Raw genomic sequence first — 24,054 nt, forward strand, 5'->3', positions numbered from 1 at the left:
CCGCGGGACCTGAGGGTGCCCCGGCTCGCGGCCGTCGCCGCCGCGTTCGGCCGCGACCTCGACCACGCCGTCGAGCGCGTCGCCACCCTCGTCGGGCACGCGCGCCGCGACGGCGTCGACCTGCTCGTCCTGCCCGACGCCGCCCTCGGCGGCTACCTCACCCGGCTCGGGCCCGGCGCCGAGCCGCCGCCCGCGCTGGAGCCCGACCACCCGGCGCTGCTCGCGGTGCGCGCGCTCGCCGGCGACATGGTCGTGTGCGTCGGCTACCGGGAGGCCGACCGCGGCCGCTGCTACAACACCGCCGTCTGCCTGCACGGCGACGGCGTGCTGGGCACGCACCGGAAGGTGCACCAGCCGCCGGGGGAGTCGGGCGTCTACGCGGCGGGTGAGGTGTTCACGGCGTTCGACACCCCGGTCGGGCGCCTGGGCATGCTGATCGACTACGACAAGACCTTCCCCGAGTCGGCCCGCGCGCTGGCCCTGGACGGCGCGCAGGTGCTCGCGTGCCTCTCGGCGTGGCCGACGAACGTCACCAACCGGGCGTCGCGGATGAGCCAGGACCGCCAGTCGCGGCTGTTCGACCTCTACGACCGCGCCCGCGCCGCGGAGAACCAGGTCGTGCTGGTGTCGTCGAACCAGACCGGGACGCTCGGCGGGATGCGCTTCCTCGGGCAGGCCAAGGTCGTCGGGCCGGGCGGGGACGTGCTGGCCCGCACGTGGGCGAAGGCCGGGATCGCCGCGGCGGACGTGGACGTCGACGGCGAGGTCGGGTCGGCCCGCCGCGTCCTGCACCACCTGGACGAGCGGCGGCCCGGTGCCTACCGCTGAGCGCGTCGCCCTGCTGACGTACTCGACGAATCCGCGCGGGGGCGTCGTGCACACCCTGGCGCTGGCCGAGGCGCTCGCCGACCGGGGCGTCGACGTCACGGTGTGGAGCCTCGGGCGCGGCGGCGACAGCGCGTTCTTCCGTCCCGTCGACCCGCGGGTCGCGGTGCGGCTCGTGCCGCTGCCCGAGATCGACGGCGAGTCGGTGGGAGAGCGCGTGGTGCGCTCGATCGCGGTGCTCGGGGCCGCACTGGAGGGCACCTACGACGTCGTGCACGCCCAGGACTGCATCACCGCGAACGCGGCGGCCGCGGCCGGGCGCACGGGCGTCGTCCGGACCGTCCACCACATCGACCACTTCACGACCCCCGAGCTCGCCCGCTGCCACGAGCGCGCGATCCGCGAGCCGTCCGCGCACGTCACGGTGTCGGCCGCGGTCGCCGCCGAGCTGCGCGCGGGCTGGGGGATCACGGCGACGGTGATCGGCAACGGCGTGGACGCGGCGCGGTTCGCCGCGGCCGCGGGGCCGGCCGGGGCGTCCGGGCGCGCGGCCTGGTCGGCGCGACTGGGGCGCTACGTCCTGGCCGTCGGCGGGATCGAGCCGCGCAAGGGCAGCCTCGCGCTGCTGGAGGCGTACGCGCTGCTGCGGCGCGAGCACCCGGACGTGGCGCTGGTCGTCGCGGGCGGGGAGACGGTCTTCGACCACCGCGCCTACCGCGCGGAGTGGGAGGCCCGGGCCGCCGCGCTCGGCGTCGCGCCGGTGGTGCTCGGTCCCGTCGACGACGCCCTGCTGCCCGCGCTCGTCGCCGCGGCCTCCGCGTTCGCGTTCCCGTCGACGAAGGAGGGGTTCGGGCTGGCCGCGATGGAGGCGCTGGCGGCCGGGGTGCCGCTGGTGGTGTCGGACCTGCCGGTGCTGCGCGAGACGTTCACCGGGGCCGCCGAGTTCGCCGCCGACCCGCCCGCGCTGGCCGCCGCGCTGGGCCGCGCCCTCACCGCGCCCGACCCCGCCCGGCGCGCCGCGGGGCGGGCGCTGGCCGCCCGGTGCACGTGGTCCGGGGCCGCCGACCGGCACCTGGACTTCTACCGTTCGTTGCCGCCGGGAGGTCACCGGTAGTCTCGTCCGAGCACTTGCGGAAGGGATTCACATGAGCGGCCACTCCAAGTGGGCTACCACCAAGCACAAGAAGGCCGTCATCGACGCCCGCCGCGGCAAGATGTTCGCGAAGCTGATCAAGAACATCGAGGTCGCCGCGCGCACCGGCGGCGGTGACCTCGACGGCAACCCGACGCTGTTCGACGCCGTGCAGAAGGCGAAGAAGAGCTCGGTCCCCAACGACAACATCGACCGCGCCGTCAAGCGCGGCTCCGGGGCCGACGCGGGCGGCGCCGACTACCAGTCGATCACCTACGAGGGCTACGGGCCCAACGGCGTCGCGCTGCTCATCGAGTGCCTCAGCGACAACCGCAACCGCGCCGCCACCGAGGTCCGCGTCGCGATGACCCGCAACGGCGGCGCGATGGCCGACCCCGGCTCCGTGGCGTACCTGTTCACGCGCAAGGGCGTCGTGATCGTGCCGAAGGCCGGCGAGCTGACGGAGGACGACCTGCTCCTCGCGGTGCTCGACGCGGGAGCGGAGGAGGTCAACGACCTGGGCGACAGCTTCGAGGTCGTCTCCGAGGCCACCGACCTCATCGCGGTGCGCACGGCGCTGGTGGAGGCGGGCATCGAGTACGACTCGGCCGACCCCACCTTCGTCCCGTCGATGACCATCCCGCTCGACGCCGAGGGCGCCCGCAAGGTCTTCCGCCTCATCGAGGCGCTGGAGGACAGCGACGAGGTGCAGAACGTCTACGCGAACTTCGACGTGAGCGACGAGGTGATGGCCGAGGTGGGCTGAGCCCACCCGGCCCCCCGCGAGTCGCGCTCTCGTTGCGCGCGAGTCGCGGTGGGCGGTGCGTCAGCGCGTCCGGAACACCGCCACCCGCGCCGCCCGGACCGACCGACCGCCCGCGTCCAGGCCCGGTTCGAGCAGCGCCGCCACCGTGCGGTCGGCGGCCGGGTCGTCGGTCGCCACCACCTCCGCCGCCTCCATCTGCGTTCCGCGGAACGCGGAACCGGGCGCCGGGGCCACCACCGCGCCCCCGCGCCCGACGATCAGCCGCTCCAGCCCGCCCGCGACGGCGGTGAAGGCGGCCCGCTCGCGGCGGGAGCGGGCGGTGGCGGCGCAGGCGCTCGCGTCCGTGTAGAGCGCGTGCAGGTCGACCAGCAGCGCCACGTCGGGCCCGGCGGAGGCGGGGGCGTCGGCCAGGGCGGCCAGCGCGGCGGACTGGCGGGTGAGCAGCCGGGTGACGTCGTCGATCTTGTCGGCGAGGTCCCGGGCGGAGGGTTCCGGGGCCGTGGGCACGCTCCGACGCTATCGCTAGGGTGCCGCTCGTGGCCGTCCACGGTATCGATCTCGGCACCACGAACTCCGCCGTCGCCCGGACCGGCCCCGACGGGCGGCCGCAGGTGCTCGCCGGCATGTCCGGTGCCCCGACGACGCCGTCGGTGGTGCTGTTCGCCTCCGGCACCGAGCACGTCGTGGGGGAGGGCGCGCGGCGCGAGGCCCGGCTCGACCCGGAGCACGTCTGCACGCTGGTCAAGCGGCGGATGGGCGACGCGGAGTGGCGGTTCGTCGCGCACGGCACGGGCTGGTCGGCGCCGGCGGTGTCGTCGCTGATCCTGAAGTCGCTGGTGGCCGACGCCGCGTTCGCCACCGGTGAGACGCCGACCGCCGCCGTGATCACCGTCCCGGCCTGGTTCGGCGACGAGGAGCGGCGCGCCACCGTGCTCGCCGGGACCTACGCGGGCCTCGACGTCGTCGACGTCCTGTCCGAGCCCATCGCCGCCGCCCTGGCCTACGGCTTCGCCCGCCTCGACGGCTCGCCGGAGATGGTGAAGGGCGCGGCCCACGAGACCGTCCTGGTCTACGACCTCGGCGGCGGCACGTTCGACGCCACCGTCATCGAGCTCGCCGACCGCCGCATCTCGGTGCTCGCCGTGGAGGGCGACCACCAGCTCGGCGGCGCCGACTGGGACGAGCGCATCGCCCTGCACCTCGCCCGCCGCTTCTGCGAGCAGAACCCCGATGCCGAGGACCCGATGGACGACGCCGCGGGCACGCAGGCGCTGGTCCTGGCCGCGGAGCGGGCGAAGCACGTGCTGTCGGAGTCGACGAGCACCGACGTCGTCGTCACCCACGACGGCGCCCGCGCGGCGGTCACGCTCACCCGCGCCGAGCTGGAGTCGATGACGGCGTCGCTGCTGCGGCGCACCGTCGACCTCACCCGCTCCTGCCTGGCCGAAGCCGCCCGCCGCGGGGTGCCGCGCGTCGACCGGGTGCTGCTCGTCGGCGGTTCCTCGCGCATGCCCGCCGTCGCCGACGCCCTGCTCACCGAGCTCGACCTCGACGCGAAGCTGCACGATCCCGACCTCGCCGTCGCCCGCGGCGCCGCGCTGTACGGGGAGAAGAAGGAGCTCGAGCGGATGGTCGCGGCCGACCTGCGCACCCGCGGACGCCTGCGCGACGGCGCGCCGCTGGAGGACGCCGCCCCCGCCGACCTCGACGACGCCGCCCGCCGCGTCGCCGACGCCTACGCCGTGCCGCTGGCGCAGGTGCGCCGCGCGGTGGAGGTCCGCGTCGACACCGTCGTCTCGCGCGGGTTCGGCGTGCTCGCCCTCAACTCCTCGGCGGGCCGGCTCGAACCGACCTGGCTGGTGCACCGCAACGACCGCCTCCCGATCCGCACCAGCCGCAGCTTCGGCACGGTGCGCGCCGACCAGGCGGTGATCGCGCTGACCGTCGTCGAGCAGCAGGGGCAGGCCGAGTCCTCGCGGGCGGAGGACGCGAAGGTGCTGGTCGTCGGCGAGATCACCGGCATCCCGCCCGGCTACGACGAGGGCAGCGAGGTGCGCGTGAGCTTCGAGATGGGCTTCGACGGCGTCCTGCACGTCACCGCGTTCCACGTCGACGCCGGGCTGCCGCTGACCCTCACCGTGACGACCGGCGCCACGCTCTCGCAGGCCGAGGTCGCCCGCGAGCGCGACCGGCTCGGCAGGCAGCGGCGGCGGGAGTGAACGGGTTCGACCCCGCCGACTACCGCCGGCGCGTGCTGGCCGCGGTGCTCAAGCGCGGCGGCCCGGAGAGCTCCGACCCGTTCGAGCTCTACGACCTCCCCGTCGACGACGACCTCGACGACGCCGCGGTCGCCGAGCGCGTCGCGGCCGTGTGGGGCTTCTGGCAGCGCCAGCGCGACCACCCCAAGTACCGCGTGCTCGCCGCCGAGCTCGTGGCCGGGCACGAGGCCCGCAGCGCCGAGCTCCTCGACGCCGGCCGCCGCCGCACCGCCGCCGCGCGGGTGCGGGCCCAGCGCGAGCAGCGCGACGCCCAGCGCTACGCCCTGCTCGACGCCGCCGTCGCCCGGCTCGTCGACCGCCACCGCGGGATCCCGGCCGACAAGGTCGAGGGGCTGCACGAGGTCGGCGCGCTGGCCGGTCTCACCCCCGAGGAGGTCACCGCGCGGCTGCGCCGGCACCGCCGGGTCGCCGCGGGGGAGCAGGAGCGGCCGTCGGGCGTCCCCGTCGAGCGCCGCCGGCAGGTGCGCGCCCTGCTCGACGAGTTCGGGCGCCTCACCGACGCCCCCGCCCCGCCGACGCTGCTCGCCCTGCTCGGGCTCGACGCGTCGGCGACCGGGCCGCAGGTGCGCGCCGGGGCCGGGGCGTGGCGCTCGCGGGCCCGGGAGCTGCCGCCGAACCGGCTGCGGACCGTCGTCGACGAGCTGCTCGTGCACGTCGCGGAGCTGCTGGAGCCGGGCGCCGCCGCCGTGGCCGCCTACCTCGACGCCGTCGCCGCCGACGTCACCGAGCACCTGCGGCCCCGCATCCGCGCCGCCGTGCTGGTGGAGGACCGGCTCGTCGCCGAGGACCACGCCCACCTGCTCGACGAGGCCCGCGCCCTGGGCCTGGACGACGCCCGGGCGCGCGCGGTGCTGGCCGCGGTCGCGCGGGAGCTCGGGGCGCCGATCGAGACGGACCCGGTGCCGGCCGCCCCGCCGCCGCCCACCCCGCCACCCGCGCCACCGCGCGAGCGCGGCTGGGAGGCCCCGCTCCGGGCCGCCCGCGCCGCCCTGCGCGCCGCCCGGCCGGGTGAGGCCCGCCGGCTCGTCGAGGCCGCCCGCCGGCTCGCGGGTCCGGAGGGGGCCACGCCGGTGCGGGCGGTGGCCGACGAGATCGCCGGGGTCCTCGACGAGGCGGCGCGGCGCTGGACCGCGGCGTCGGCCGCCGTGGACGCCCGCCGCTCCACCGAGGCCGCCGAGCACCTGGAGCACCTCGACCGCACCGCGCGCGACGTCCCCGACCCCCGCGGTGCCGACCTGGACGACCTCCTCGCCCGGGTGCGCCGCGACGTCGCCCGCGCCGACGCCGCGGTCGCCGCCGCCCTCGCCGGACCCGCGGCCGACCGGGCCGCGGCCCTGCTCGCCGTGCTCGGCACCTGCCCCGGCCACCCCGGCGCCGAGGCCGCGCTGGCCGCGATCCCGGTGGAGCCCCCGTCCTGGGTGCGGGCCGCCCGCGACGGCCGCGGCGACGTCCTCGTCGTCTGGGAGGCCTCGCCGACGCCGCAGGTCCGCTACAAGGTCTCGCGCCGGCGCCCCGACGGGTCGTGGCAGGTCGTCGGCCGCGTCACCGACACCTCCGTGCTCGACGGCGGCGCCCCGCCCGCGGTGGAGGCCCCGGTGTACGCCGTGGAGGCCGTGCAGGCCGGGCGCAGCTCCGCGGCGGTCCGGTCGGACGAGCGGACGCCCCCGAGCACGCCGCCGCCGGTCGAGGCCCCGGTGTCCGGGGTCGCCGGGCCGAGCGCCGTCCGCGCCGAGCGCGGCCCCACCGGGTCGGTCGTCGTCCGCTGGACCGGTCCGCCCGGCGCCGAGTACCGCGTGCGCTGCGCGATGCCCGGCGGCCGGTGGCGCGTCGTCGGGCGCACCCGCGAGCACGAGATCGAGGACGGCGGCGCCCCGGACGGGCCGCTGCCGGGCTACACCGTCAGCGCGTCGGTCGGCGGCGAGCGCTCCGCCGAGGTGCCCACGACCTGAGAGCCCACGGGACTGCCCGCCGCGATTCCGGGCACACTGGGGCGGGCGCGACACGAGCGTGGAGATCCGCACCGGCTACCGTGGCGTCGCATCCGTGCCAATCGGACATCGGTTGCGGACATCGAGGCCACAGGGGAACAGGACCATCAGGACATGAACCTTCGCATCTTCGGCTGGTCGTACGCGGTGACGGTCGTGTCGCTCGTCGTCGCCTTCCTCTACGGCAGCTGGCAGGCGCTCATCCTGTGCGCCATCCTCGGCGTCCTCGAGGTGTCGCTGTCCTTCGACAACGCGGTCGTCAACGCCACGATCCTCGAGCGGATGAGCGAGTTCTGGCAGCGCATCTTCCTGACGATCGGCATCTTCATCGCCGTGTTCGGCATGCGGCTGGTGTTCCCGCTGCTCATCGTCGGCATCACGGCGAACCTGAACCCGATCGAGGCGGTCACGCTGGCCCTGGAGCGGCGTCCCGAGGACGACCCCACGAGCTACGCGTACCTGCTCAACGAGGCCTACCCGCAGATCGCCGCGTTCGGCGGCATGTTCCTGTTCATGCTGTTCCTGGACTGGATGTTCGAGGACCGCGACATCAAGTGGCTCCGCCCGATCGAGAAGTTCCTCGCCCGCATCGGGCAGATCGAGCGGATCTCCGTCGTCATCGCCGTGGTCGCGCTGGTGCTTCTCTCCCAGGTGCTCGCGGAGGACCCCGCCGTCGTGCTGCTCGCCGGCGCGCTCGGCCTCGTCACCTACCTCGGCGTGCAGGGCCTCGGGCAGTACTTCGAGTCCGTCGGCCAGGCGCAGATGGAGGACGTCGAGGAGGGCGACGCCCCCGGCCGCAACGGTCAGGGCGGCCCGACCCAGCTCGTGAAGGCGACGGGCAGGGCCGGCTTCTTCCTGTTCCTCTACCTCGAGGTCCTCGACGCGGCGTTCTCCTTCGACGGCGTCATCGGCGCGTTCGCCATCACCCCGGACCCGATCATCATCGCCCTGGGCCTCGGCCTCATCGGCGCGATGTTCGTCCGGTCGCTGACGGTGTTCCTGGTGCGCAAGGGCACGCTGGCCGACTACGTCTACCTGGAGCACGGCGCGCACTGGGCGATCGGCGCGCTCGCGGTCATCCTGCTCATCGGCATCGGTCCGTTCCACGTCGACGAGATCGTCACCGGCCTCATCGGCGTCGTGTTCATCGGCGCCGCGTTCTTCTCCAGCGTGCGGCGCAACCGCAAGCTCGAGGCGCAGGGCGTCAACACCCACAAGACGGCCGACGAGCTCGCCGCCGAGGCGAAGGCGGAGGCGCCGCGGTGACCGTCTCCCTGCAGAAGGGCCAGCGCGTCTCGCTGGCCAAGCGCGGCGGCGGCTCGCTGTCGGTCGTGCGGATGGGCCTGGGCTGGGACGCGGTGAAGAAGCGCGGCCTGTTCGGCTCGCGCAGCCAGTCGATCGACCTCGACGCCTCGGCGCTGCTGTTCGACGCCTCCGGCGCTCTCGTCGACGCCGTCTGGTTCCGCCAGCTGCGCAGCAAGGACGGCTCCGTCCAGCACACCGGCGACAACCTGACCGGCGCGGGCGAGGGCGACGACGAGTCGGTCGTCGTCGACCTCGGACGGCTCTCACCCGCCGTCACGCAGATCGTGTTCACGGTGAACTCGTTCACCGGACAGGACTTCTCGCAGATCGAGAACGCGTTCTGCCGGCTCGTCGACGAGACGACCGACGAGGAGCTGGCCCGCTACGAGCTGTCGGGCTCGGGGAAGCACAACGCGCAGATCATGGCGAAGGTGAGCCGCGACGGCCAGGGCGGCTGGAGCATGACGGCGATCGGCGCGATCGCGTCGGGCCGGACGTTCCAGGACCTGCTGCCGGCGACGGCCGCGCACCTCTAGCCCGGGAACACCTCGTGAGCGGCAACCGTGGCCAGGGCCACGGTTGCCGCTCACGGTCGTTCTAGAGGTCGAACTCCGACGGCGAGATGCCCACCGCCAGGCAGGCCTCGCGGACGGCCTGCTGCTCGTCCTTGTCGAAGTCGCCGTCGGCCCCGCCGACGATGATCCCGACCTGGATCACGGCGCGCGCCGCGGGCGGGTCCTTCTTCAGCTTGCCGATCGTGGCGATGGCCTCGACCTTGCCGAACTCGTAGTCCGACTCCAGCTTCGACGCGTAGAACGTGAAGTGGTCCTGCAGCTCGCTGGGCGGAAAGACCTTCAGCGCCTCGTTGCTGCCGATGAAGCCGGCGGTCTTGCGACGCTCCTCGGCGCTGATCGTGCCGTCGGCGGCGGCGATGAGCGCGCACATCGCCATGCTCGCCTTCGCGAAGTCCTTGGACTTGAACTTGGCGACCTCGGTGGTCGCCGTGGCCTGCAGGCCGGCCATGCGGGTCTTGAGCTGGTCGAAGAAGCCCATGGTGTCGCAATCGTCCTCTCGTCGGAGGGTTCACACCCTGCCATGCGCCGGCAGGCGGCTCTGCACCGCCGACATCTGCACTGTCGACAACTGCACTGCCAACTCCCGCAGGGTGCCCAGGAGTTCCGCACCGGCGGCACCACCGCTCGCGGAGGTGACGGTGAGGGTGTCGAGCGCGAAGCCGGTGTCGTGCAGCTCGCCGTGCGCGGGGCGGACGGCGCGGTCGGCGGCGGTGAGCAGGTCGGCGTCGAGCAGCGAGTCGCCCGCCGCGAGCAGCGTGCCGGCGCCGACGCGCTCGCAGACCTCCCGCGCGGCGGCCGACTTCGTCAGCGCCCGCGGCACCGCGTAGACCTTGCGGCCCTGCAGCGACACCGTCCAGCCGCGCTCGGCGCACCAGGCGCCCAGGGCGTCGACCCAGCCGTCGGGGAGGGTGGGGCGGTCCACGACGGCGTAGGCGAACAGGTCGTCGGCCGTGCGCCGGTTGAGCACGAACGTCCCGCTGACGGCGGCGAGGTGCGACTCGACCTCGGCCAGCGGCGCGCACCCGGCCAGGCGCCCGCGGACGTCCGCGGCCCAGTCGGGATCGGGGACGCCGTCGACGAGCAGGTGCCCGCCGTTGGCCGCGATCGCGTACCGCGGGGGTGGCCCGGGCAGGTGGACGCGGGCGAGCTGCTCGCGCGTGCGGGTCGTGGTCGGGACGACCTCGGCGACCTCGCGCAGCGCCGTGAACGCCGCCACCCCGTCCTCGGTGAGGAACGACAGCGGCACGCCGCGGTAGACCTCGACGCACAGCAGCCGCGGGGCCTCGTGGTCGGGCACCCGCAGGTCCAGCGCCGCGGCGGAGTAGATGACGGTGCGGTCGAGGTCGAGGCAGGCGACGATCACCGCGACGCCGCGCCCTCGGCCGGCACGGCCCGCCCGTCGGCCCCGGTGGCGCCCCGCGTGTAGCGCGGGTGGATCAGCCCGACGCAGCTGTAGGGCAGGTCGCCGACCTCCTCCACCGGCACGCCGCGCTGCGCGGCCAGCAGCCGCACGTGCGCGAGGTCGGCCTCGGGCGCACCGGCGCGCACCAGCACCTTCCACGGCACGCGGCGCAGCAGCACGCGGGTGGTCTCGCCGACGCCGGGCTTGACCAGGTTGACGTCACCGATGCCGTGCTCGTCGACGATCCGCTCGACCGCGGCCCAGCCGGCGTGGTCGGGCTCGCGGTCGGCGGGCTCGCTCGTGTCGTCGACCAGCGGGAACGCGGCGGTGACGGCGTCGAGGAACGCGTTGGAGACGTCGGCGCCCGCGAGCTCCCGGTAGAACTTCGCGCCGTGGTACTGCCCGGGGCCGATCAGCCGGTCGTTGAGCACGGTGCGCGAGACGAGCCCGGACACCGTCGAGTTGAGGCAGGCCGACGCGATCAGCCAGTCCTCGCGGGTGCCGAACGTGCGGGCACAGCGGCCGGGGTCGGCGAGTACGGCGAGGTCGGGGTCGAACGGGGTGCCCGCCAGCGCCGCGGCCAGCTCGCGGTTGATCGCGCCCTTGCCCGTCCAGCCGTCGACGAACACGACGCGCGCGGGGTCGTGGTGCTCGGCGAGGTGGGCGAGCGCGAGGGTGTCGATGCCGCGGCCGCGCACGATCGAGACGGCGTAGTGCGGCAGGTCGACGCCGTGGCGGGCCTGCGCCCAGCGCCGCAGCAGGATGCCGACCGGGGTGCCCGCCCGCGCCAGCGACGCCAGCACGACGCCCGGGCCGCGCTCGCGCAGGACGAGCTCGGTGACGGTGCCGACGGCCCGCGCCAGCCGCGTCGCGGTGGCGTCGAGCGCGGAGCGGTACACGGCGAGGTAGGCCTCGTCGGGCTGGAACTCCACGGGCAGCGACTCGGCGTAGTGCGCCCCGCCGCTCTGCACGGCCTCCTCGCGCTCCTCCGTGGGCGCCTCCAGCTCGACGCCGGAGAGGTCGGTGAGCAGCCAGCCCACCTCGTCGGCGGCGTAGCTGCCGAACGCGGGGCCGCGCAGGGGCTCGGGCGTGCTCGTCATGGGGTGATCACCAGGGTGGTCCTCCGGGTCAGCGGGGCCAGTGCGGGGAGCAGGCCCGCGCGCAGGGCGGGGGTGTCGGCGGGCGGGTCGACGACCACGACGACGTGGTCGAAGGAGCCGGGTCCGCCGAGGTTGTAGGCGAAGCGCGGGCCCGGCCCGTCGGCGGGGTCGTCGTGCGCCGGGAAGGTGATCCCGGTGCGCAGGGCGTAGCCCGGCTCGTCGACGACGACGGCGGGGGAGCGGCTGGTGGTGGAGAACAGGACGGTGCAGCCGGCGTCGGCGAGGGTCTGCGCGAGCCGCAGCGGCAGCGCCATCAGCTCCTCGGTGCCCAGCACCAGCGTCCGCTCCCCGGGCCGCACGCCCAGCGAGCGGGCCAGCGCGGGCAGGGCGGCGTCGAGGGCGGCGTGGTGGGCGGCGAGGAAGCCGTGGCGGCCGCCGTCGGGGAGGCCGTCGGGCAGGTCGAGCACCACCCGCGAGTCGGGCTCTCGTGGCGCGCGTGTCGGGGTGGGCGGCTCGGGCGCCACCCCGGCGCGGACGGCGTCGGCGCGCGCCAGCACGTCGTCGGGCAGGTCGACCGCGGCCCGGCACAGCGCGACCACGTCGAGCCGCGCCCCGAGCGCCGCCACCTCGGCGACCAGCGACGACCCCGCCGGCCGCGCGTCGACCAGCGTCGCCACGACGTACCGCTCCCGCGGGGCGACGGCGTGCAGGGCGGTGATCGTGTTGAGGACCGTGCGGCCGGTGCTCAGCTCGTCGTCGACCAGGACCAGGGGGCGCCCGCCGCGCAGCAGGGCGGGGTCGGCGGGCAGCAGGAGGTGGTCGGTGGCGTGCGAGTGCTCCTCGCTGAAGCCGCCCGCCGACGCGATGCCGGGCACCGGACGCCGCGTGGAGTGCAGGTAGTCGGCGGTCAGCGCCTCCGCGACGGTGTGCCCGAGCGCGGTGGCGGTCTCGGCGTAGCCCAGGACCAGCGCGTCGAGCGCCGACCGGGACGCCCCGGCGGTGAGCCCGAGCGTGATCGCCGCGCCCGGCTCCCCCCGGACGGCGGCGTGCAGCAGGTCGACCGGCAGCGCCCGCGGCTCCCGCCCGTCGAGCACGTCGGCGGCCAGCCCGCCCAGCAGCAGCCCGCCCGCCCGCACCAGCCGCGGGTCGGTCGGGACGTGCTTGCCGAGCACGCGGGAGACGAGGAGCTGGGCGCGGCGCGGGTTGCGGCGCAGCGCGAGGCCGAGCAGCACCGCGGGGTCGGCGCCGGGACCGGCGGCGCGGACGTGCACACCGAGCCGGTCGGCGACCGAGGACGTGGAGAGGGTCACCGGCGCAGTGTCCGGCACGGGATCGGCACGGGATCGGCTCGGGTCACCGCGGCAGGCTGGCGGCCAGGAGGTCGACGAAGGACACGCCCTCGCGCGCGACCCCGAACACCCGCGACTGCAGCGCGGTGAGCCGGGCCCAGGCCATGTGCGGGCGGATCTCGTTCATCTTGTTGCCGTGCCCCGACGCCATGACGCCGCTGGCGCGCCCGGCCCCGAGGACGGCGCTGGCGTCGCGGTACTCCTCGCTCGACACCACCGACAGCGCGTTGACGACCGACACGTGGCTCGGGTGGATCGCGGTCTTGCCGTGCAGCCCGTTGGCCTTGTCCATGCCGACCTCGCGGATCAGGCCGTCGATCGCCCTCGACACCAGGCGGCTGCGCAGCTCCGGCTCGTCGTGCTCGTCGAACGGCGTGGTGCGCAGCTGCGGCTTGAACAGCCGCTCGGCCGCGGAGTAGTACTCCCAGACCGGGCCGGTGACGGTGAAGCCGGTGCCGTCGGCGCGCCCCAGCACGTTGACGACGTCGGCGATCAGGTTGCTCACGACCTTGACGTCGTAGATCGTCAGGTCGGGGGAGCGGCGCAGCCCGTAGAGGGCGCAGAGGTCGGTGGCGCCGAGGCGGACGGCGAGGATGCGGCGGCGGTCGCGGTGCAGCAGCGCGCGCAGCCGGGTCAGCTCGTCGACGCGGGTCTCGGCGTAGAGGACCGCGCCGGACTCGATCACCGGCATGGCGAGCAGCCGGCGTCCGCCGAGGCGGTCGGCGTCGTCGAGGGCGTGCAGGTACTCGGTGCCCGACGCGGCGGTGAACTTGGGCAGCACGAAGCCGTCGAGGACCCGCACGGCCCGCCCCAGGCGCGCCACCAGCGCGGGCATCTGCCGCGGCTCGCGCACCCGCACGAACAGCAGCGGCAGCTCGGCGCCCGCATCGGCGTGCAGCTCGGTGAACGCGCGCACGAGGTTCTCCTCGGCGTGCTCCACCTGCTCGTCGGCGATGGAGTCCTCCAGGCAGACGACCACCGACGTGACGCCGGCGGCCGCCTGCTTGGTGATGTCGGCGACCAGTGCGGGGCGGTCGGCCGGCATGTACAGCGTGGCGCCGAGCGCCACCGACAGCAGGTCCAGCCCGCTGTCGCGGGTGAAGTGCTCCGGTGGACGCTCGAACAGCTCGTCCTGCTCGGATGCGGACAGGTAACCGAAGTGCCTCAACGCCGTACCCCCATCGCCGTGTGTCTCAGGACGGAGCCACCGCGCTGTGGCCGGTCTAGCGGGTCACTTCCGGCCGCGGGCCCAGTCCATGCCCCAGCCGTACGCGCGGTCGACGTCGGCCTGCCCGCCGCGGATGTAGCGGACCTCGCGGTTCACGACCAGTTCGCCGCCGCGGTTCTCCAGCATCGCGATCACGCACGTCGGTGAGCCCGGGTCGGACTCGTCGAGGCGGACCTCGATCTCGGGGCCCCCGGCCGGGAACAGCGTGACGACGCCGTCGGCGCTCGCCCAGTTGGGCGTACCTTCGTAGATGAACGTGAACACCAGGATGCGCCGGATCTCGTTGATCCGGGACAGGTCGATGAACATGTTCTCGCCGCCGACGTTCGACCCCGAGCGGTCGTCGCCGTCGAGCCGGATGATCGGCGCGCCCTGGTACGGCGCCTGGAACGCGTTGCCCAGGGCCTGGACCACGCCCTTGCTGCCGTCGGTGAACTCCCAGAGGCAGGCGAGGTCGAGGTCGACGCCCCCGCCGCCGCCCGTGAGCCGGCCGAACAGGCCCTTCTTCTGCGGCGCCGCGCCGGTGCTCCACTGCAGGTTGACCCGCAGCTGACCGGACGCGCCGCCGCCCTTGGTGAGCGAGACGCTCGGCGCCGACTTCGTCAGGGTGACCTTCGACAGCGACACCCCGCCACCGCCTGCGGGCGGGGTCGCTGCGGGCGGCTGCTCGGGCTTGGAGGGACGCTTGTTGTAGTCGATGGCCATGCCGGTAGCCGGCCGGTCAGACGTTGACGCCGAAGTCGCGGGCGATGCCCGCGAGACCCGACGCGTAGCCCTGGCCGACCGCGCGGAACTTCCAGTCGGCGCCGTTGCGGTAGAGCTCGCCGAAGACCATCGCGGTCTCGGTGGAGGCGTCCTCGGTGAGGTCGTAGCGGGCGATCTCGGCGCCGCCGGCCTGGTTGACGACGCGGATGAACGCGTTGCGCACCTGGCCGAAGCTTTGCGAGCGCGTGTCGGCGTCGTAGATGCTGACCGGGAAGACGACCTTGTCGACCTCGGCGGGCAGGCCGGCCAGGTTGACCTTGACCTGCTCGTCGTCGCCCTCGCCCTCACCGGTGAGGTTGTCGCCGGTGTGCTCGACGGTGCCGTCGGGCGTGGTGAGGTTGTTGAAGAAGACGAAGTGCTTGTCGGAGACGGCCTTGCCCTCCGCGTTGAGCACGATGGCGGAGGCGTCGAGGTCGAACTCGGTGCCCGTGGTGGTGCGGACGTCCCATCCGAGGCCGACGATGACGTCGGTGAGCCCCGGGGCCTCCTTGGTCAGGCTGACGTTTCCACCCTTGGTGAGGCTGACTCCCACGTACCTGCTCCGAATCTGTCGTGGGGGGCTCGTTCCCCCCAGTTCTCGCTCTGCAACAGCCGAGTGGATCCGGGCCGAGCATATCGGGACGGACCGGACCGGCTGTCAAGGTGCAAACGGTGAGCACCCGGGCGCAGTTCCCGCCTACCGTGCCCGACATGGACCAGTTCCGCCTGGCGCGGCCGGGCCCGGAGCACGCCGGTGAGCTGCTGACGGTGCAGCGCGCCGCCTACGTCACCGAGGCGCAGCGCTACGACGCGCCGCACATCCCGCCGTTGGTCGAGACGCTCGACGAGGTGCGCGCCGACCTCGCGGGCGACGTCCCCGCGGTCGCGGCGTGGCTCGGGCCGCGCCTGGTCGGGTCGGTCCGCGGGCGCGTCGACGGGGGGCGGATGGAGATCGCGCGCCTCACCGTCGCCCCGGACCAGCAGGGCCGCGGGCTGGGGCGGGCGCTGCTGGCGGCCGTCCACGCGGCCGCGCCGGCGCCGGTGGAGCGCTTCTGGCTGGTCACGGGCGCGCGGAGCGACGACAACCGGCGCCTGTACGCCGCGGCGGGCTACGTCGACGCCGGCTCGGTGGTCGACGCGGCGGGCGTCGGGCTGGTGCGGATGGAGCGCGGGCGGGAGGACTCGGCGGAGCAGGACCGCCCGGTCCGGGACGGCTCGGCCCGGGACGTATCAGCACGGTGTGGTCACGGTTCTGCTGGAGGCCCGGCGGGGGGATGACACTGCCGTTCCGTCGGGGACGTCGTTCGTCGCGCCAGGCCGGCCAGCGGGGCCGGCGGATCGGAGTGCCGGAGCATGAGCACCTCCTCGGGCCCGCCGCCGGGCTGGTACCGGGCCGCGGACGGCCGCTGGTACCCGCCGCCGACCCAGCAGCAGTACGGGTACGGGCCCCCGCAGTACGGACCCCCTCCCGGCGGTCCGCAGTACGCGGCCGCCCCGCCTCCCGCGCCGAAGCGCCGAGGGCCCGGCCGGGCGCTGCTCGTCGTCGGTGCCGTGGTGGTGGTGCTCGTCGTTCTCGGGGCGATCGCGCTCAACCGGCTCGTCACCGGGATCGGGGAGAGCGTCGGCGGGCTGGCCGGCGGCACCGGCTGCGACGCCGTGAGCACCGAGGCCGTCGACGGCGCGCTGGGCGGCACCTACGAGGTCGTGCAGCTCGGCGGGCTGACCGAGATCGCCTCGCCCGTGCTCGACTCCCGGGTGCTGGCCGACGGGACGTCCTGCTGGGCGGTCGAGTCGGGCGAGGGCGGCCGGCTGGCGCGCATCGCGCGGTACTCGGGCTCCGACGCCGCCGAGCGGTTCGCGGCCGAGCGGACGGCGGCGATGGGCACCACGCAGGACCAGGGCGGCGGGATCAGCGTGTCGACCTCGGCGTACTTCAACAAGGACGTCCAGGCGGGCGACGAGGCGTTCTGCACCACCGGCGACTTCTCGGCGTCGGCAGGCGTCCTCGTGCGCACCGGTGACCTGCTGGTCTACGTCTCCACCAACGCCGCGGGCGCCGGCGCGGGCGCCATCCCGGACATCGAGTTCGACCAGGCCGGCGGCCCGTCGGACGCGATCCGGTTCGGCACCGACGACGCCAACTGCGACCGGGCGGTGGCGCTGGCGGCCCAGGTGCGCTGAGGGGGTGCGCTGAGGGGCAGGTGCGGGGCCGGTTCTGTCGGGGGTCGCCCCTAGACTCGGCCAGCGATGAGCCCCGCAGCCCGCACGTCCGCCGCCCCGCCCGCCGCGCCACCGTCGACCGGCAGGCGCCTGCTGCTGCTCGACGGGCACTCCCTGGCCTACCGCGCGTTCTTCGCGCTGCCCGCGGAGAACTTCCGCACGGGCACGGGGCAGACCACCAACGCGGTCTACGGGTTCACCTCGATGCTCATCAACCTGCTGCGCGACGAGGCGCCCACGCACCTCGCGGTGGCGTTCGACGTCTCGCGCAAGACGTTCCGCTCGGAGAAGTTCACCGAGTACAAGGCCAACCGGTCGGCCACGCCGGACGACTTCCGGGGCCAGGTCGACCTCATCAAGGAGGTCCTGCGCGCGCTGTCGATCCCGTTCTTCGCGGTCGACAACTTCGAGGCCGACGACGTCATCGCCACGCTCGCCACGCAGGCTGAGGCCGACGGGTTCCAGGTCGCGATCACCACGGGCGACCGCGACGCGTTCCAGCTCGTCAGCGACAGCGTGATGGTGCTCTACCCGACGCGCGGGGTGTCGGAGCTGGGCCGCATCGACCCGGCGGCGGTCATGGAGCGCTACGGCCTCACGCCCGCCCAGTACCCCGACTTCGCGGCGCTGCGCGGCGACCCCAGCGACAACCTGCCCAACATCCCCGGCGTCGGGGAGAAGACGGCGGCCAAGTGGGTGCGCGAGTTCGGCTCGCTGGCCGAGCTCACCGACCGCGTCGACGAGGTCAAGGGCAAGGCGGGCGACGCGCTGCGCGCCAACCTGGCCAACGTGCTGCTCAACCGCCAGCTCACCGAGCTCATCCGCGACGTGCCGCTCGACGCCGTGCCCGCCGACCTCGAGGTGCGGCCGTGGGACCGCGACGCCGTGCACCGGCTGTTCGACGAGCTGGAGTTCCGGGTGCTGCGCGAGCGGCTGTTCTCCACGCTCGTCTCCGCCGAGCCCGAGGCCGAGGGCGGCATCGAGGTGCAGGGCGCGGCGCTCGCGCCGGGCGCGGTCCGGGCCTGGCTCGACGCCCACGCCCGCGACGGGCGCCGCGTCGGCCTCGCGTTCCACGGCATCACCGGCGGCGCCGTCTCGGGCGACCTGTCGGGCATCGCGCTGGCCGCGGGGGAGCCCTCGGTCGAGGCCCGGGCCGACGGGGCCGACGCGGGCGTGCCGCAGGCCGCCTACCTCGAGGTCACCGCGCTCACGCCCGACGACGAGGCCGCGCTGGGCGAGTGGCTGGCCGACGCGTCGGTGCCCAAGGCCGCGCACGACGCGAAGTCGGCGCTGCACGCGCTGCGCGGGCGCGGCTGGGCCCTGGCCGGGCTCACCAGCGACACCGCGCTCGCCGCCTACCTCACCCGGCCCGGCCAGCGCAGCTTCGACCTCGCCGACCTCGCGCTGCGCCACCTGCGCCGCGAGCTGCGCGTCGACGGGGCGGAGGAGAGCGGCCAGCTCTCGCTGCTCGGCGGCGAGGAGGAGGCCGACGCCGAGCGCGCCAACGGGCAGATGGTGGCGGCGTCCGCGGTGGCCGAGCTGGCCGGCGCGCTCGACGTCGAGCTGGCCGAGAAGGCGGCCACGTCGCTGCTCACCGGCCTGGAGCTGCCGCTGGAGTACGTGCTGGCCGACCTGGAGACGGCGGGCATCGCCGTCGACGGGGAGGCGCTCGCCGCGCTGGAGGCCGACTTCGCCGGGCAGGTGAAGCAGGCCGCGCAGGACGCCTACGCCGTGATCGGCAAGGAGATCAACCTGGGCTCGCCCAAGCAGCTCCAGGTGGTGCTGTTCGACGAGCTCGACATGCCGAAGACCAAGCGCACCAAGACCGGCTACACCACCGACGCCGACGCGCTGCAGACGCTCTACGAGCAGACCGGCAACGAGTTCCTGCAGCACCTGCTGCTGCACCGCGACGCGACGCGGCTCAAGGTCACCGTCGACGGGCTGCTCAAGTCCGTCGCCGACGACGGCCGCATCCACACCACCTACAGCCAGACGATCGCGGCCACCGGGCGCCTGAGCTCCACCGAGCCCAACCTGCAGAACGTGCCGATCCGCACCGCGGCCGGGCGCCGGATCCGGGAGACCTTCGTCGTCGGTGACGGCTACTCCGAGCTCATGACGGCCGACTACAGCCAGATCGAGATGCGGATCATGGCGCACCTCTCGGAGGACGCCGCGCTGATCGAGGCGTTCCGGTCGCGCCACGACTTCCACGCCGAGACCGCGGCCCGGGTGTTCGGCGTCGAGCCCACCGAGGTCACGCCCGCCCAGCGCGCCAAGATCAAGGCGATGAACTACGGCCTGGCCTACGGGCTGTCGGCGTTCGGACTGTCCAACCAGCTGCGGATCTCCACCGAGGAGGCCCGCGGCCTGATGGAGGACTACTTCGCCGGGTTCGGCGGGGTGCGCGACTACCTCGCCGGGGTCGTCGACCAGGCCCGCAAGGACGGCTTCACGGCCACGATCATGGACCGTCGCCGCTACCTGCCCGACCTCACCAGCGACAACCGCCAGCGCCGCGAGATGGCCGAGCGGATGGCGCTCAACGCCCCCATCCAGGGCAGCGCGGCCGACATCATCAAGGTCGCCATGCTCGGCGTGCACCGCGCGCTGGCCGCCGAGGGCCTGCGCAGCCGGATGCTGCTGCAGGTCCACGACGAGCTCGTGCTCGAGGTGGCCGAGGGCGAGAAGGAGCAGCTCGAGGAGCTCGTGCGCCGGGAGATGGCCGCCGCCGCCGAGCTGTCCGTGCCGCTGGAGGTGTCGGTCGGGTACGGCCGGAGCTGGGACGACGCGGCCCACTGAGCGGGCCGCGCCGTCCCGTCCTCCCCCTGCCCGCCCCTCCCGGGTCAGGGCGCGAGGTCCACGCAGATCGTGCCGGTCACGGTCTCGGTGAAGGCGCCGCCCAGGACACCCACGCCCGCCAGTCGCAGGTCGCTGGTGCCCGCGCTGACCCCTGCGAGCTTCCCGGTGCCGGTGAAGCCGGTCGACGCCACATCGAACTCGATGTCGTTGTTCGCGCTCGTCACGACGAGGGTGCCGGCCACGTCGACGGCGAGGGTCGCCCGGTTCACCGTGAACGCGACGGTGCCCGTGAGGTGAAGGCTCCCGTCCGCGTTCGGGACGGCCGTGAACTCTCCGGTGGTGGTCCCGGTCAGCAACCCGGCCCCGCGGATGGTCGCCACGGTCGTGCCCGGGCCGGTCTCGTACCCGGCGCCCCGACCGTCGATCACGTGGCACTCCTCGTCCGCCTGCGCCACCCCGGGCGCGACGACGCCGAGCGCCGCGGCGGCGAGCAGGGCGGTCAGGACGCGCCCGCCGGCCCGCACCTCACACCCCCGCCGGTGTCGGTAGCGCGCCGAGCTGGACGAGCATCGTCATGGCGTCGAGGTGGTGGCGCTCCTCGACGATCCGCTCGCCCTCCCACCGCTGCCACAGGGTGGCGCGGAAGGCGAAGCGCCGCCCGCTCGGGGGCAGCACCCCGCTCGGCGTGGCCAGCGGCCCCGTCTGGGTGCCCGTCCACAGGACCTCCAGGACGGCGGTGTCGCCCTCCACCGCCGACGCGGTGACCTCCCCGGCCGCGTCCGGGGACGACGTCCTCCACGCCCGCAGGGCGTCGAGGAACGCGTCGGCGGTGTCGACCGACAGGCCGGTGCCGGTCTCGGAGTAGCGGAAGCCGGGTCCGAGCAGGGCCCGCATCCCGTCGTAGTCGGCCGCGTTGAACAGCTCCACCGAGTCGACGGCGCGCTGCCTCAGGTCGGTCATGGTTCCTCCGGGTCGTCGTGGGCGTGCAGCGTGGGTGGGCGCGGTCGCGGTGCGGTCGCGCCGCGGTCGCGGGGGCTCGGTCAGGCGCTCGGTGCGGGGGCGGACAGGTGCCCGAGCGCCCTCCCCGGTCAGCTCCTGCCGAAGCAGTTGATGTCGAAGCTCAGCTCCCCGGCGGCGAGGGCCTCGCCCTTCGTGAACGTGGCCTTCGCGTTGCACCCCGCCTTCACCGCGGCGCCGAGGATGTTGTTCAGCACCAGGAGACCGCCCGCGACGAGGATCGTCCCGATCACCCCGGCAAGCACGACGGCGGTGAGGGCGACGAACGCGTCGTCGATGCCGGCGACCTCGTTCGGGGAGCCGCCGGCGAACCTGCGGATGTCGTTCCAGATCCGCTTGGCGTCCGGGCCGACGACCACGAGCGAGAAGTTCCTGCGCTGCTCGACGAGCTGGAAGCCGAGCCGGTCCCAGCCCTCCGAGCCGACGACCACCCGCAGCGGCGGCGGCTCGTCCTGCTCCCGGTGGTACACGCCGCGCACCTCGTAGGCGACCTGGCCCCCTCCCCACAGCTTCCAGTGCACGTCGATGTGCTGGGCTCCGGTCGCTCCGGCTCCGGGCGCCTTCTTGACCTCGAGCTCGTGGGGGAAGGTCGTGGTGATGGGCCTCAGCTCGTAGTGGCTGAAGACGCGACCGGGAGGAATTTTGAACTCGAACCGGTCGACCCCGTCCCTCGACGTGAACGGATCCCACCACTCTTTACCGCGGTGGTTGAACTTCTTGCTGCGCATCCCGGTCTGAGCGGCCACCTCCCGGCTGATCAGGAGTTCGTCGGCGTCGGGGTCGAGCGACTCGAACGACTCCGCCTCGCGGTGGTCGTCGAGCAGGACCGCCGCGACACCGTTCGCTGCCGGTCCGTCCTCGCTCAGCAGGGACCTGACGTAGTCGCCGAGCCGTTCACCCAGGTCCTGCAGCTGCTGCTCACTCATGTCGTCCTCCACATGTGGTCGGTGTGCCTGTCATCGGTGCAGCCGGATGAGGAGCTGCCTGGTCTGTTCGTCTGCGCCGCGCAGTCCCGCGGGCAGGTCGATCGCGTGCGTCTCGCCGCTCGGTGAGCGGACGGAGACGGCGGACTCCGGGGCGGTGATGTGGACCGTGGTCCAGCCCTCGGCGTCGATCTCGCCCGTGGTCCGGTAGGCGAGGTCGTGCCCGGACGGGTGAGCGCGGGTCACGATCACCGTGCCCCCGGCCGCCGGAGTGCCGTCGGCGAGCAGTACTCGGATGCGCACGGCCCTAGACCCCGTTCTCGTTCCAGAACCGGACGTCCTCGACGATGCGCGGTGTCAACCTCGTGCCGGAGTTGGCCTCGCCCAGCGCGGGAGCGGAGGGAGCTCCGGTGCCGTTGGTGTGGACGGCGATGACGGTGTGGGTGAGGGCGTCCGGACCGTCGGGCCCGGAGCGGCTGATCCACGCCGGGCAACCGCTGGCACCCCCGGCGGTATCCGTCCGGTAGTACACGCGGTGGTCGTCGAGCCCGGACAACCTGTCCGTCGAGTGGTAGAGGTGGGTGCCGCCCATCAGGTCGCCCGGATATCCGCAGACGTTGACCTCGCGGCCCTGCAGCTCGGGTGCCGTGAGCACCTCCAGTCCGAACCAGCCCGTGTCGTCGCCCACCGGCTCGTCGAGCTGGATCACGCCGTAGTCGAAGTCGATGTCGCTGTCCCCGAACCACTCGCCCGCCGTCGCGAACCGTCGGGACACGTGCACGCCGAACGGCGCCGCTGCACCGGCCCTGCCCGGACGCACCGCGATCTCCGTCGCCCAGCCGCCCGTCGTGGCGTCGTGGACGCAGTGACCGGCGGTCAGGATGAGGCGCGGACCGACGAGGAACCCCGATCCCAGCGCGACTTCGCCCGTCCGAGCGGTCGAGATCTCCAGTTGGACGACCATCCGCCAGGGGTGGTTCTCGGTGTCGTAGATCCGGACGCGGTCGTCGGAGCCGATGACGGACTCGGCCGTCCTGATGGGTCCGGCCGATCCGTCCTCGATGCGGAGGAGCCGACGCACGAGCCGGTCCGAGGTGGGGCCGTCGCCCGGTGAGCCCGGGACGAGCACGGGCAGGTAGTCGAGGGAGGTCTCGGCCCCTCCGTTGCTGACCCGGCGCCCCGGATCGTCGGGCGGCTCCGGTTGCGCCACGGCACCGGGATGCGGCGGACGCACGACGACGTGCGGTGTCCGGTCCTCCGCGGCGTCGGACCGGACGAGGTCGGCTATCGCTGCACCGAGCCGTTGCAGCGCGGTCGGATCGGCGGTCCGGGTCATCTCTCGCCTCCGGGTCGTGTCGGATCGGTGGGCATGTCGCTGGCAGTCATGTCGCGCCTCCGGTGGGGGGTCAGCCGGCCTGGCGCTTGGCCGGGTCGGGGGGTGCGGCGCCGGCCGCGACGAGGGCGTCGGACCACTCGCCGAGCTGCTTGGTCAGGGCGTCGAGATCGGGTCCGATCGCGTCGACCACGGTCTGCTGCATGGCGTCGGTCGTCGCCTCCAGCTCCCCGCGGAAGCGCAGGCCCTCGCCGCTCAGGCCGTCGCCCTCGACCAGGCCGCGGGCGCGCAGTGAGGCCACCGCGGCGTCCATCCGCTCGCCCGACCAGCCGCGGGAGGGCGTGTAGGTGAGCAGGTCGAAGCCGCACCAGAGCTCGGTGAGCACGTTGCTCTGCACGGGGTCCAGGCCGGCGGCGGCGCAGGCGGCCAGGTGGGAGTCGCCGCGGTGCTCGCGCAGCAGGTGGCAGGCGTGCACGAGGGCCGCGAGCGGGTCGTCGGGCCAGGGGTCGTCGGCGAGCCCGGTGAACAGCGGGCGCGCCAGCGGGTCCGCGGCGTCGATCCCGCGGCGCAGGGCCGTGACGGCCCGGGCCGCGTCGGCGTCGATCGGGCCCAGCTCCCGCCTGACCGTGCGGCCGGGGGCGTCCAGCCGCACCCGCACGACGTCGTCGCGGCGCAGCGCGGCGACGCCCTTCTCGTAGACCGGCCCGATGAGGTCCGGGTCGAAGACGCCGAGAGCGACGACGGCCAGCGGAGTGGGCGGGGTGCCCAGCGCGGCCGTGCGCTGCCACACGTACGCGGCGAAGTAGTCGTCGAGCCCCAGGTCCGCGTACTCCGCGGCGGCCTCCGGGGACCAGATCGACTGGCACGCCAGCGGCTCGATCGCGTCGCGCAGACGCCGGGCGGGGCTGCGGTGGGCCGAGGCCGGTGAGGGCGGGCGGGGGTGCTCGGGCGGGGCGAAGAACAGCCCGCGCATGGTCACGTAGTCCATCGGATGCTCCAGTGCTCGGCTGTCGGCGTCCGGGGGGTGACGGGGAGTCGTCGAAACGTCCGGCGCCGTCGGGGC

At 74.5% G+C, this 24,054-nt stretch carries 24 protein-coding genes; 10 read left to right on the forward strand and 14 right to left on the reverse strand.

Annotated features, from left to right (window positions below; translation table 11 throughout):
- The first annotated feature begins 9 nt into the window (after positions 1–9).
- From HOP40_RS23480 to HOP40_RS23490, 3 genes are read left to right on the forward strand one after another with little or no spacing between them, the layout of a single operon-like run.
- Positions 10–828, forward strand: a complete 819-nt coding sequence (locus tag HOP40_RS23480) for a carbon-nitrogen hydrolase family protein (protein ID WP_172168971.1) — start codon at positions 10–12, stop codon at positions 826–828.
- The gene (locus HOP40_RS23485; protein WP_172162011.1) at positions 815–1,939 is read left to right on the forward strand and encodes an MSMEG_0565 family glycosyltransferase; all 1,125 of its coding nucleotides are present in this window, start codon (positions 815–817) and stop codon (positions 1,937–1,939) included. Before HOP40_RS23480 ends, HOP40_RS23485 begins: the two co-directional genes overlap by 14 nt.
- Before the next feature lie 31 nt (positions 1,940–1,970).
- A complete protein-coding gene (locus HOP40_RS23490; protein ID WP_172162013.1) occupies positions 1,971–2,723 on the forward strand; it encodes a YebC/PmpR family DNA-binding transcriptional regulator in 753 nt (250 codons plus the stop codon).
- A 60-nt stretch (positions 2,724–2,783) separates the two neighbouring features.
- On the opposite strand, the gene HOP40_RS23495 is transcribed toward HOP40_RS23490, so the two are convergent.
- A complete protein-coding gene (locus HOP40_RS23495) occupies positions 2,784–3,230 on the reverse strand; it encodes a nucleotide exchange factor GrpE (protein WP_172162015.1) in 447 nt (148 codons plus the stop codon).
- A gap of 29 nt (positions 3,231–3,259) precedes the next feature.
- On the opposite strand from HOP40_RS23495, the gene HOP40_RS23500 reads away from it, so the two are divergent.
- The 4 genes from HOP40_RS23500 to HOP40_RS23515 all read left to right on the forward strand — a co-directional run bounded on the left by HOP40_RS23500 (position 3,260) and on the right by HOP40_RS23515 (position 8,831).
- Positions 3,260–4,942 carry an Hsp70 family protein gene (locus HOP40_RS23500; RefSeq protein WP_172162017.1) on the forward strand — a complete coding sequence of 561 codons (1,683 nt, stop codon included), beginning with the start codon at positions 3,260–3,262 and terminating at the stop codon, positions 4,940–4,942.
- Positions 4,939–6,951, forward strand: a complete 2,013-nt coding sequence (locus HOP40_RS23505) for an Ig-like domain repeat protein (RefSeq protein ID WP_172162019.1) — start codon at positions 4,939–4,941, stop codon at positions 6,949–6,951. The genes HOP40_RS23500 and HOP40_RS23505 overlap by 4 nt, the downstream gene beginning before the upstream one ends.
- A 153-nt stretch (positions 6,952–7,104) precedes the next feature.
- Complete coding sequence (locus tag HOP40_RS23510; RefSeq protein WP_172162021.1) at positions 7,105–8,256, forward strand: DUF475 domain-containing protein; 1,152 nt, start codon at positions 7,105–7,107, stop codon at positions 8,254–8,256.
- Complete coding sequence (locus tag HOP40_RS23515) at positions 8,253–8,831, forward strand: TerD family protein (protein WP_172162023.1); 579 nt, start codon at positions 8,253–8,255, stop codon at positions 8,829–8,831. The genes HOP40_RS23510 and HOP40_RS23515 overlap by 4 nt, the downstream gene beginning before the upstream one ends.
- Before the next feature lie 61 nt (positions 8,832–8,892).
- Here HOP40_RS23515 and HOP40_RS23520 read toward each other — a convergent pair whose 3' ends face one another.
- The 7 genes from HOP40_RS23520 to HOP40_RS23550 all read right to left on the reverse strand — a co-directional run bounded on the left by HOP40_RS23520 (position 8,893) and on the right by HOP40_RS23550 (position 15,246).
- The gene (locus HOP40_RS23520) at positions 8,893–9,348 is read right to left on the reverse strand and encodes a tellurite resistance TerB family protein (RefSeq protein WP_172162025.1); all 456 of its coding nucleotides are present in this window, start codon (positions 9,346–9,348) and stop codon (positions 8,893–8,895) included.
- A gap of 30 nt (positions 9,349–9,378) precedes the next feature.
- A complete protein-coding gene (locus HOP40_RS23525; RefSeq protein ID WP_172162026.1) occupies positions 9,379–10,233 on the reverse strand; it encodes an HAD family hydrolase in 855 nt (284 codons plus the stop codon).
- Entirely contained in the window at positions 10,230–11,372 is a 1,143-nt protein-coding gene (locus tag HOP40_RS23530) for a cysteine protease StiP family protein (protein WP_172162027.1), read from the reverse strand. Before HOP40_RS23530 ends, HOP40_RS23525 begins: the two co-directional genes overlap by 4 nt.
- Positions 11,369–12,682, reverse strand: a complete 1,314-nt coding sequence (locus HOP40_RS23535; protein WP_172162028.1) for a phosphoribosyltransferase family protein — start codon at positions 12,680–12,682, stop codon at positions 11,369–11,371. The genes HOP40_RS23530 and HOP40_RS23535 overlap by 4 nt, the downstream gene beginning before the upstream one ends.
- A 43-nt stretch (positions 12,683–12,725) precedes the next feature.
- Positions 12,726–13,889: an HpcH/HpaI aldolase/citrate lyase family protein gene (locus HOP40_RS23540; RefSeq protein WP_172162029.1), complete on the reverse strand. Its 1,164-nt coding sequence runs from the start codon at positions 13,887–13,889 to the stop codon at positions 12,726–12,728.
- Positions 13,890–13,952: 63 nt separating this feature from the next.
- Complete coding sequence (locus HOP40_RS23545; protein ID WP_172162030.1) at positions 13,953–14,654, reverse strand: TerD family protein; 702 nt, start codon at positions 14,652–14,654, stop codon at positions 13,953–13,955.
- A gap of 16 nt (positions 14,655–14,670) precedes the next feature.
- Positions 14,671–15,246, reverse strand: a complete 576-nt coding sequence (locus tag HOP40_RS23550; protein WP_172162031.1) for a TerD family protein — start codon at positions 15,244–15,246, stop codon at positions 14,671–14,673.
- Positions 15,247–15,404: 158 nt separating this feature from the next.
- Here HOP40_RS23550 and HOP40_RS23555 point away from each other — a divergent pair, with 158 nt between their 5' ends.
- The 3 genes from HOP40_RS23555 to polA all read left to right on the forward strand — a co-directional run bounded on the left by HOP40_RS23555 (position 15,405) and on the right by polA (position 19,718).
- Complete coding sequence (locus tag HOP40_RS23555; protein WP_172162032.1) at positions 15,405–15,971, forward strand: GNAT family N-acetyltransferase; 567 nt, start codon at positions 15,405–15,407, stop codon at positions 15,969–15,971.
- Positions 15,972–16,046: 75 nt separating this feature from the next.
- Positions 16,047–16,874 (forward strand): hypothetical protein, encoded by an 828-nt coding sequence (locus HOP40_RS23560; protein ID WP_172162033.1) that lies wholly within the window; start codon positions 16,047–16,049, stop codon positions 16,872–16,874.
- Positions 16,875–16,940: 66 nt separating this feature from the next.
- Positions 16,941–19,718: a DNA polymerase I gene (polA, locus tag HOP40_RS23565; protein WP_172162034.1), complete on the forward strand. Its 2,778-nt coding sequence runs from the start codon at positions 16,941–16,943 to the stop codon at positions 19,716–19,718.
- Positions 19,719–19,762: 44 nt separating this feature from the next.
- Here the strand turns inward: polA and HOP40_RS23570 are convergent, their stop codons facing one another.
- The 6 genes from HOP40_RS23570 to HOP40_RS23595 all read right to left on the reverse strand — a co-directional run bounded on the left by HOP40_RS23570 (position 19,763) and on the right by HOP40_RS23595 (position 23,979).
- Positions 19,763–20,242: a hypothetical protein gene (locus HOP40_RS23570; RefSeq protein ID WP_172162035.1), complete on the reverse strand. Its 480-nt coding sequence runs from the start codon at positions 20,240–20,242 to the stop codon at positions 19,763–19,765.
- Position 20,243: 1 nt separating this feature from the next.
- Positions 20,244–20,678, reverse strand: a complete 435-nt coding sequence (locus HOP40_RS23575) for an ester cyclase (RefSeq protein WP_172162037.1) — start codon at positions 20,676–20,678, stop codon at positions 20,244–20,246.
- A gap of 128 nt (positions 20,679–20,806) precedes the next feature.
- Positions 20,807–21,661, reverse strand: a complete 855-nt coding sequence (locus tag HOP40_RS23580; RefSeq protein ID WP_172162039.1) for a hypothetical protein — start codon at positions 21,659–21,661, stop codon at positions 20,807–20,809.
- Between the two features lie 30 nt (positions 21,662–21,691).
- The gene (locus tag HOP40_RS23585) at positions 21,692–21,961 is read right to left on the reverse strand and encodes a hypothetical protein (protein ID WP_172162041.1); all 270 of its coding nucleotides are present in this window, start codon (positions 21,959–21,961) and stop codon (positions 21,692–21,694) included.
- Between the two features lie 4 nt (positions 21,962–21,965).
- Positions 21,966–22,994: a trypsin-like serine peptidase gene (locus HOP40_RS23590; RefSeq protein ID WP_172162043.1), complete on the reverse strand. Its 1,029-nt coding sequence runs from the start codon at positions 22,992–22,994 to the stop codon at positions 21,966–21,968.
- Between the two features lie 70 nt (positions 22,995–23,064).
- Positions 23,065–23,979: an SCO6745 family protein gene (locus HOP40_RS23595; protein ID WP_172162045.1), complete on the reverse strand. Its 915-nt coding sequence runs from the start codon at positions 23,977–23,979 to the stop codon at positions 23,065–23,067.
- Positions 23,980–24,054: the final 75 nt, after the last annotated feature.

It is taken from the genome of Pseudonocardia broussonetiae (genome assembly GCF_013155125.1).
Classification (GTDB): domain Bacteria; phylum Actinomycetota; class Actinomycetes; order Mycobacteriales; family Pseudonocardiaceae; genus Pseudonocardia; species Pseudonocardia broussonetiae.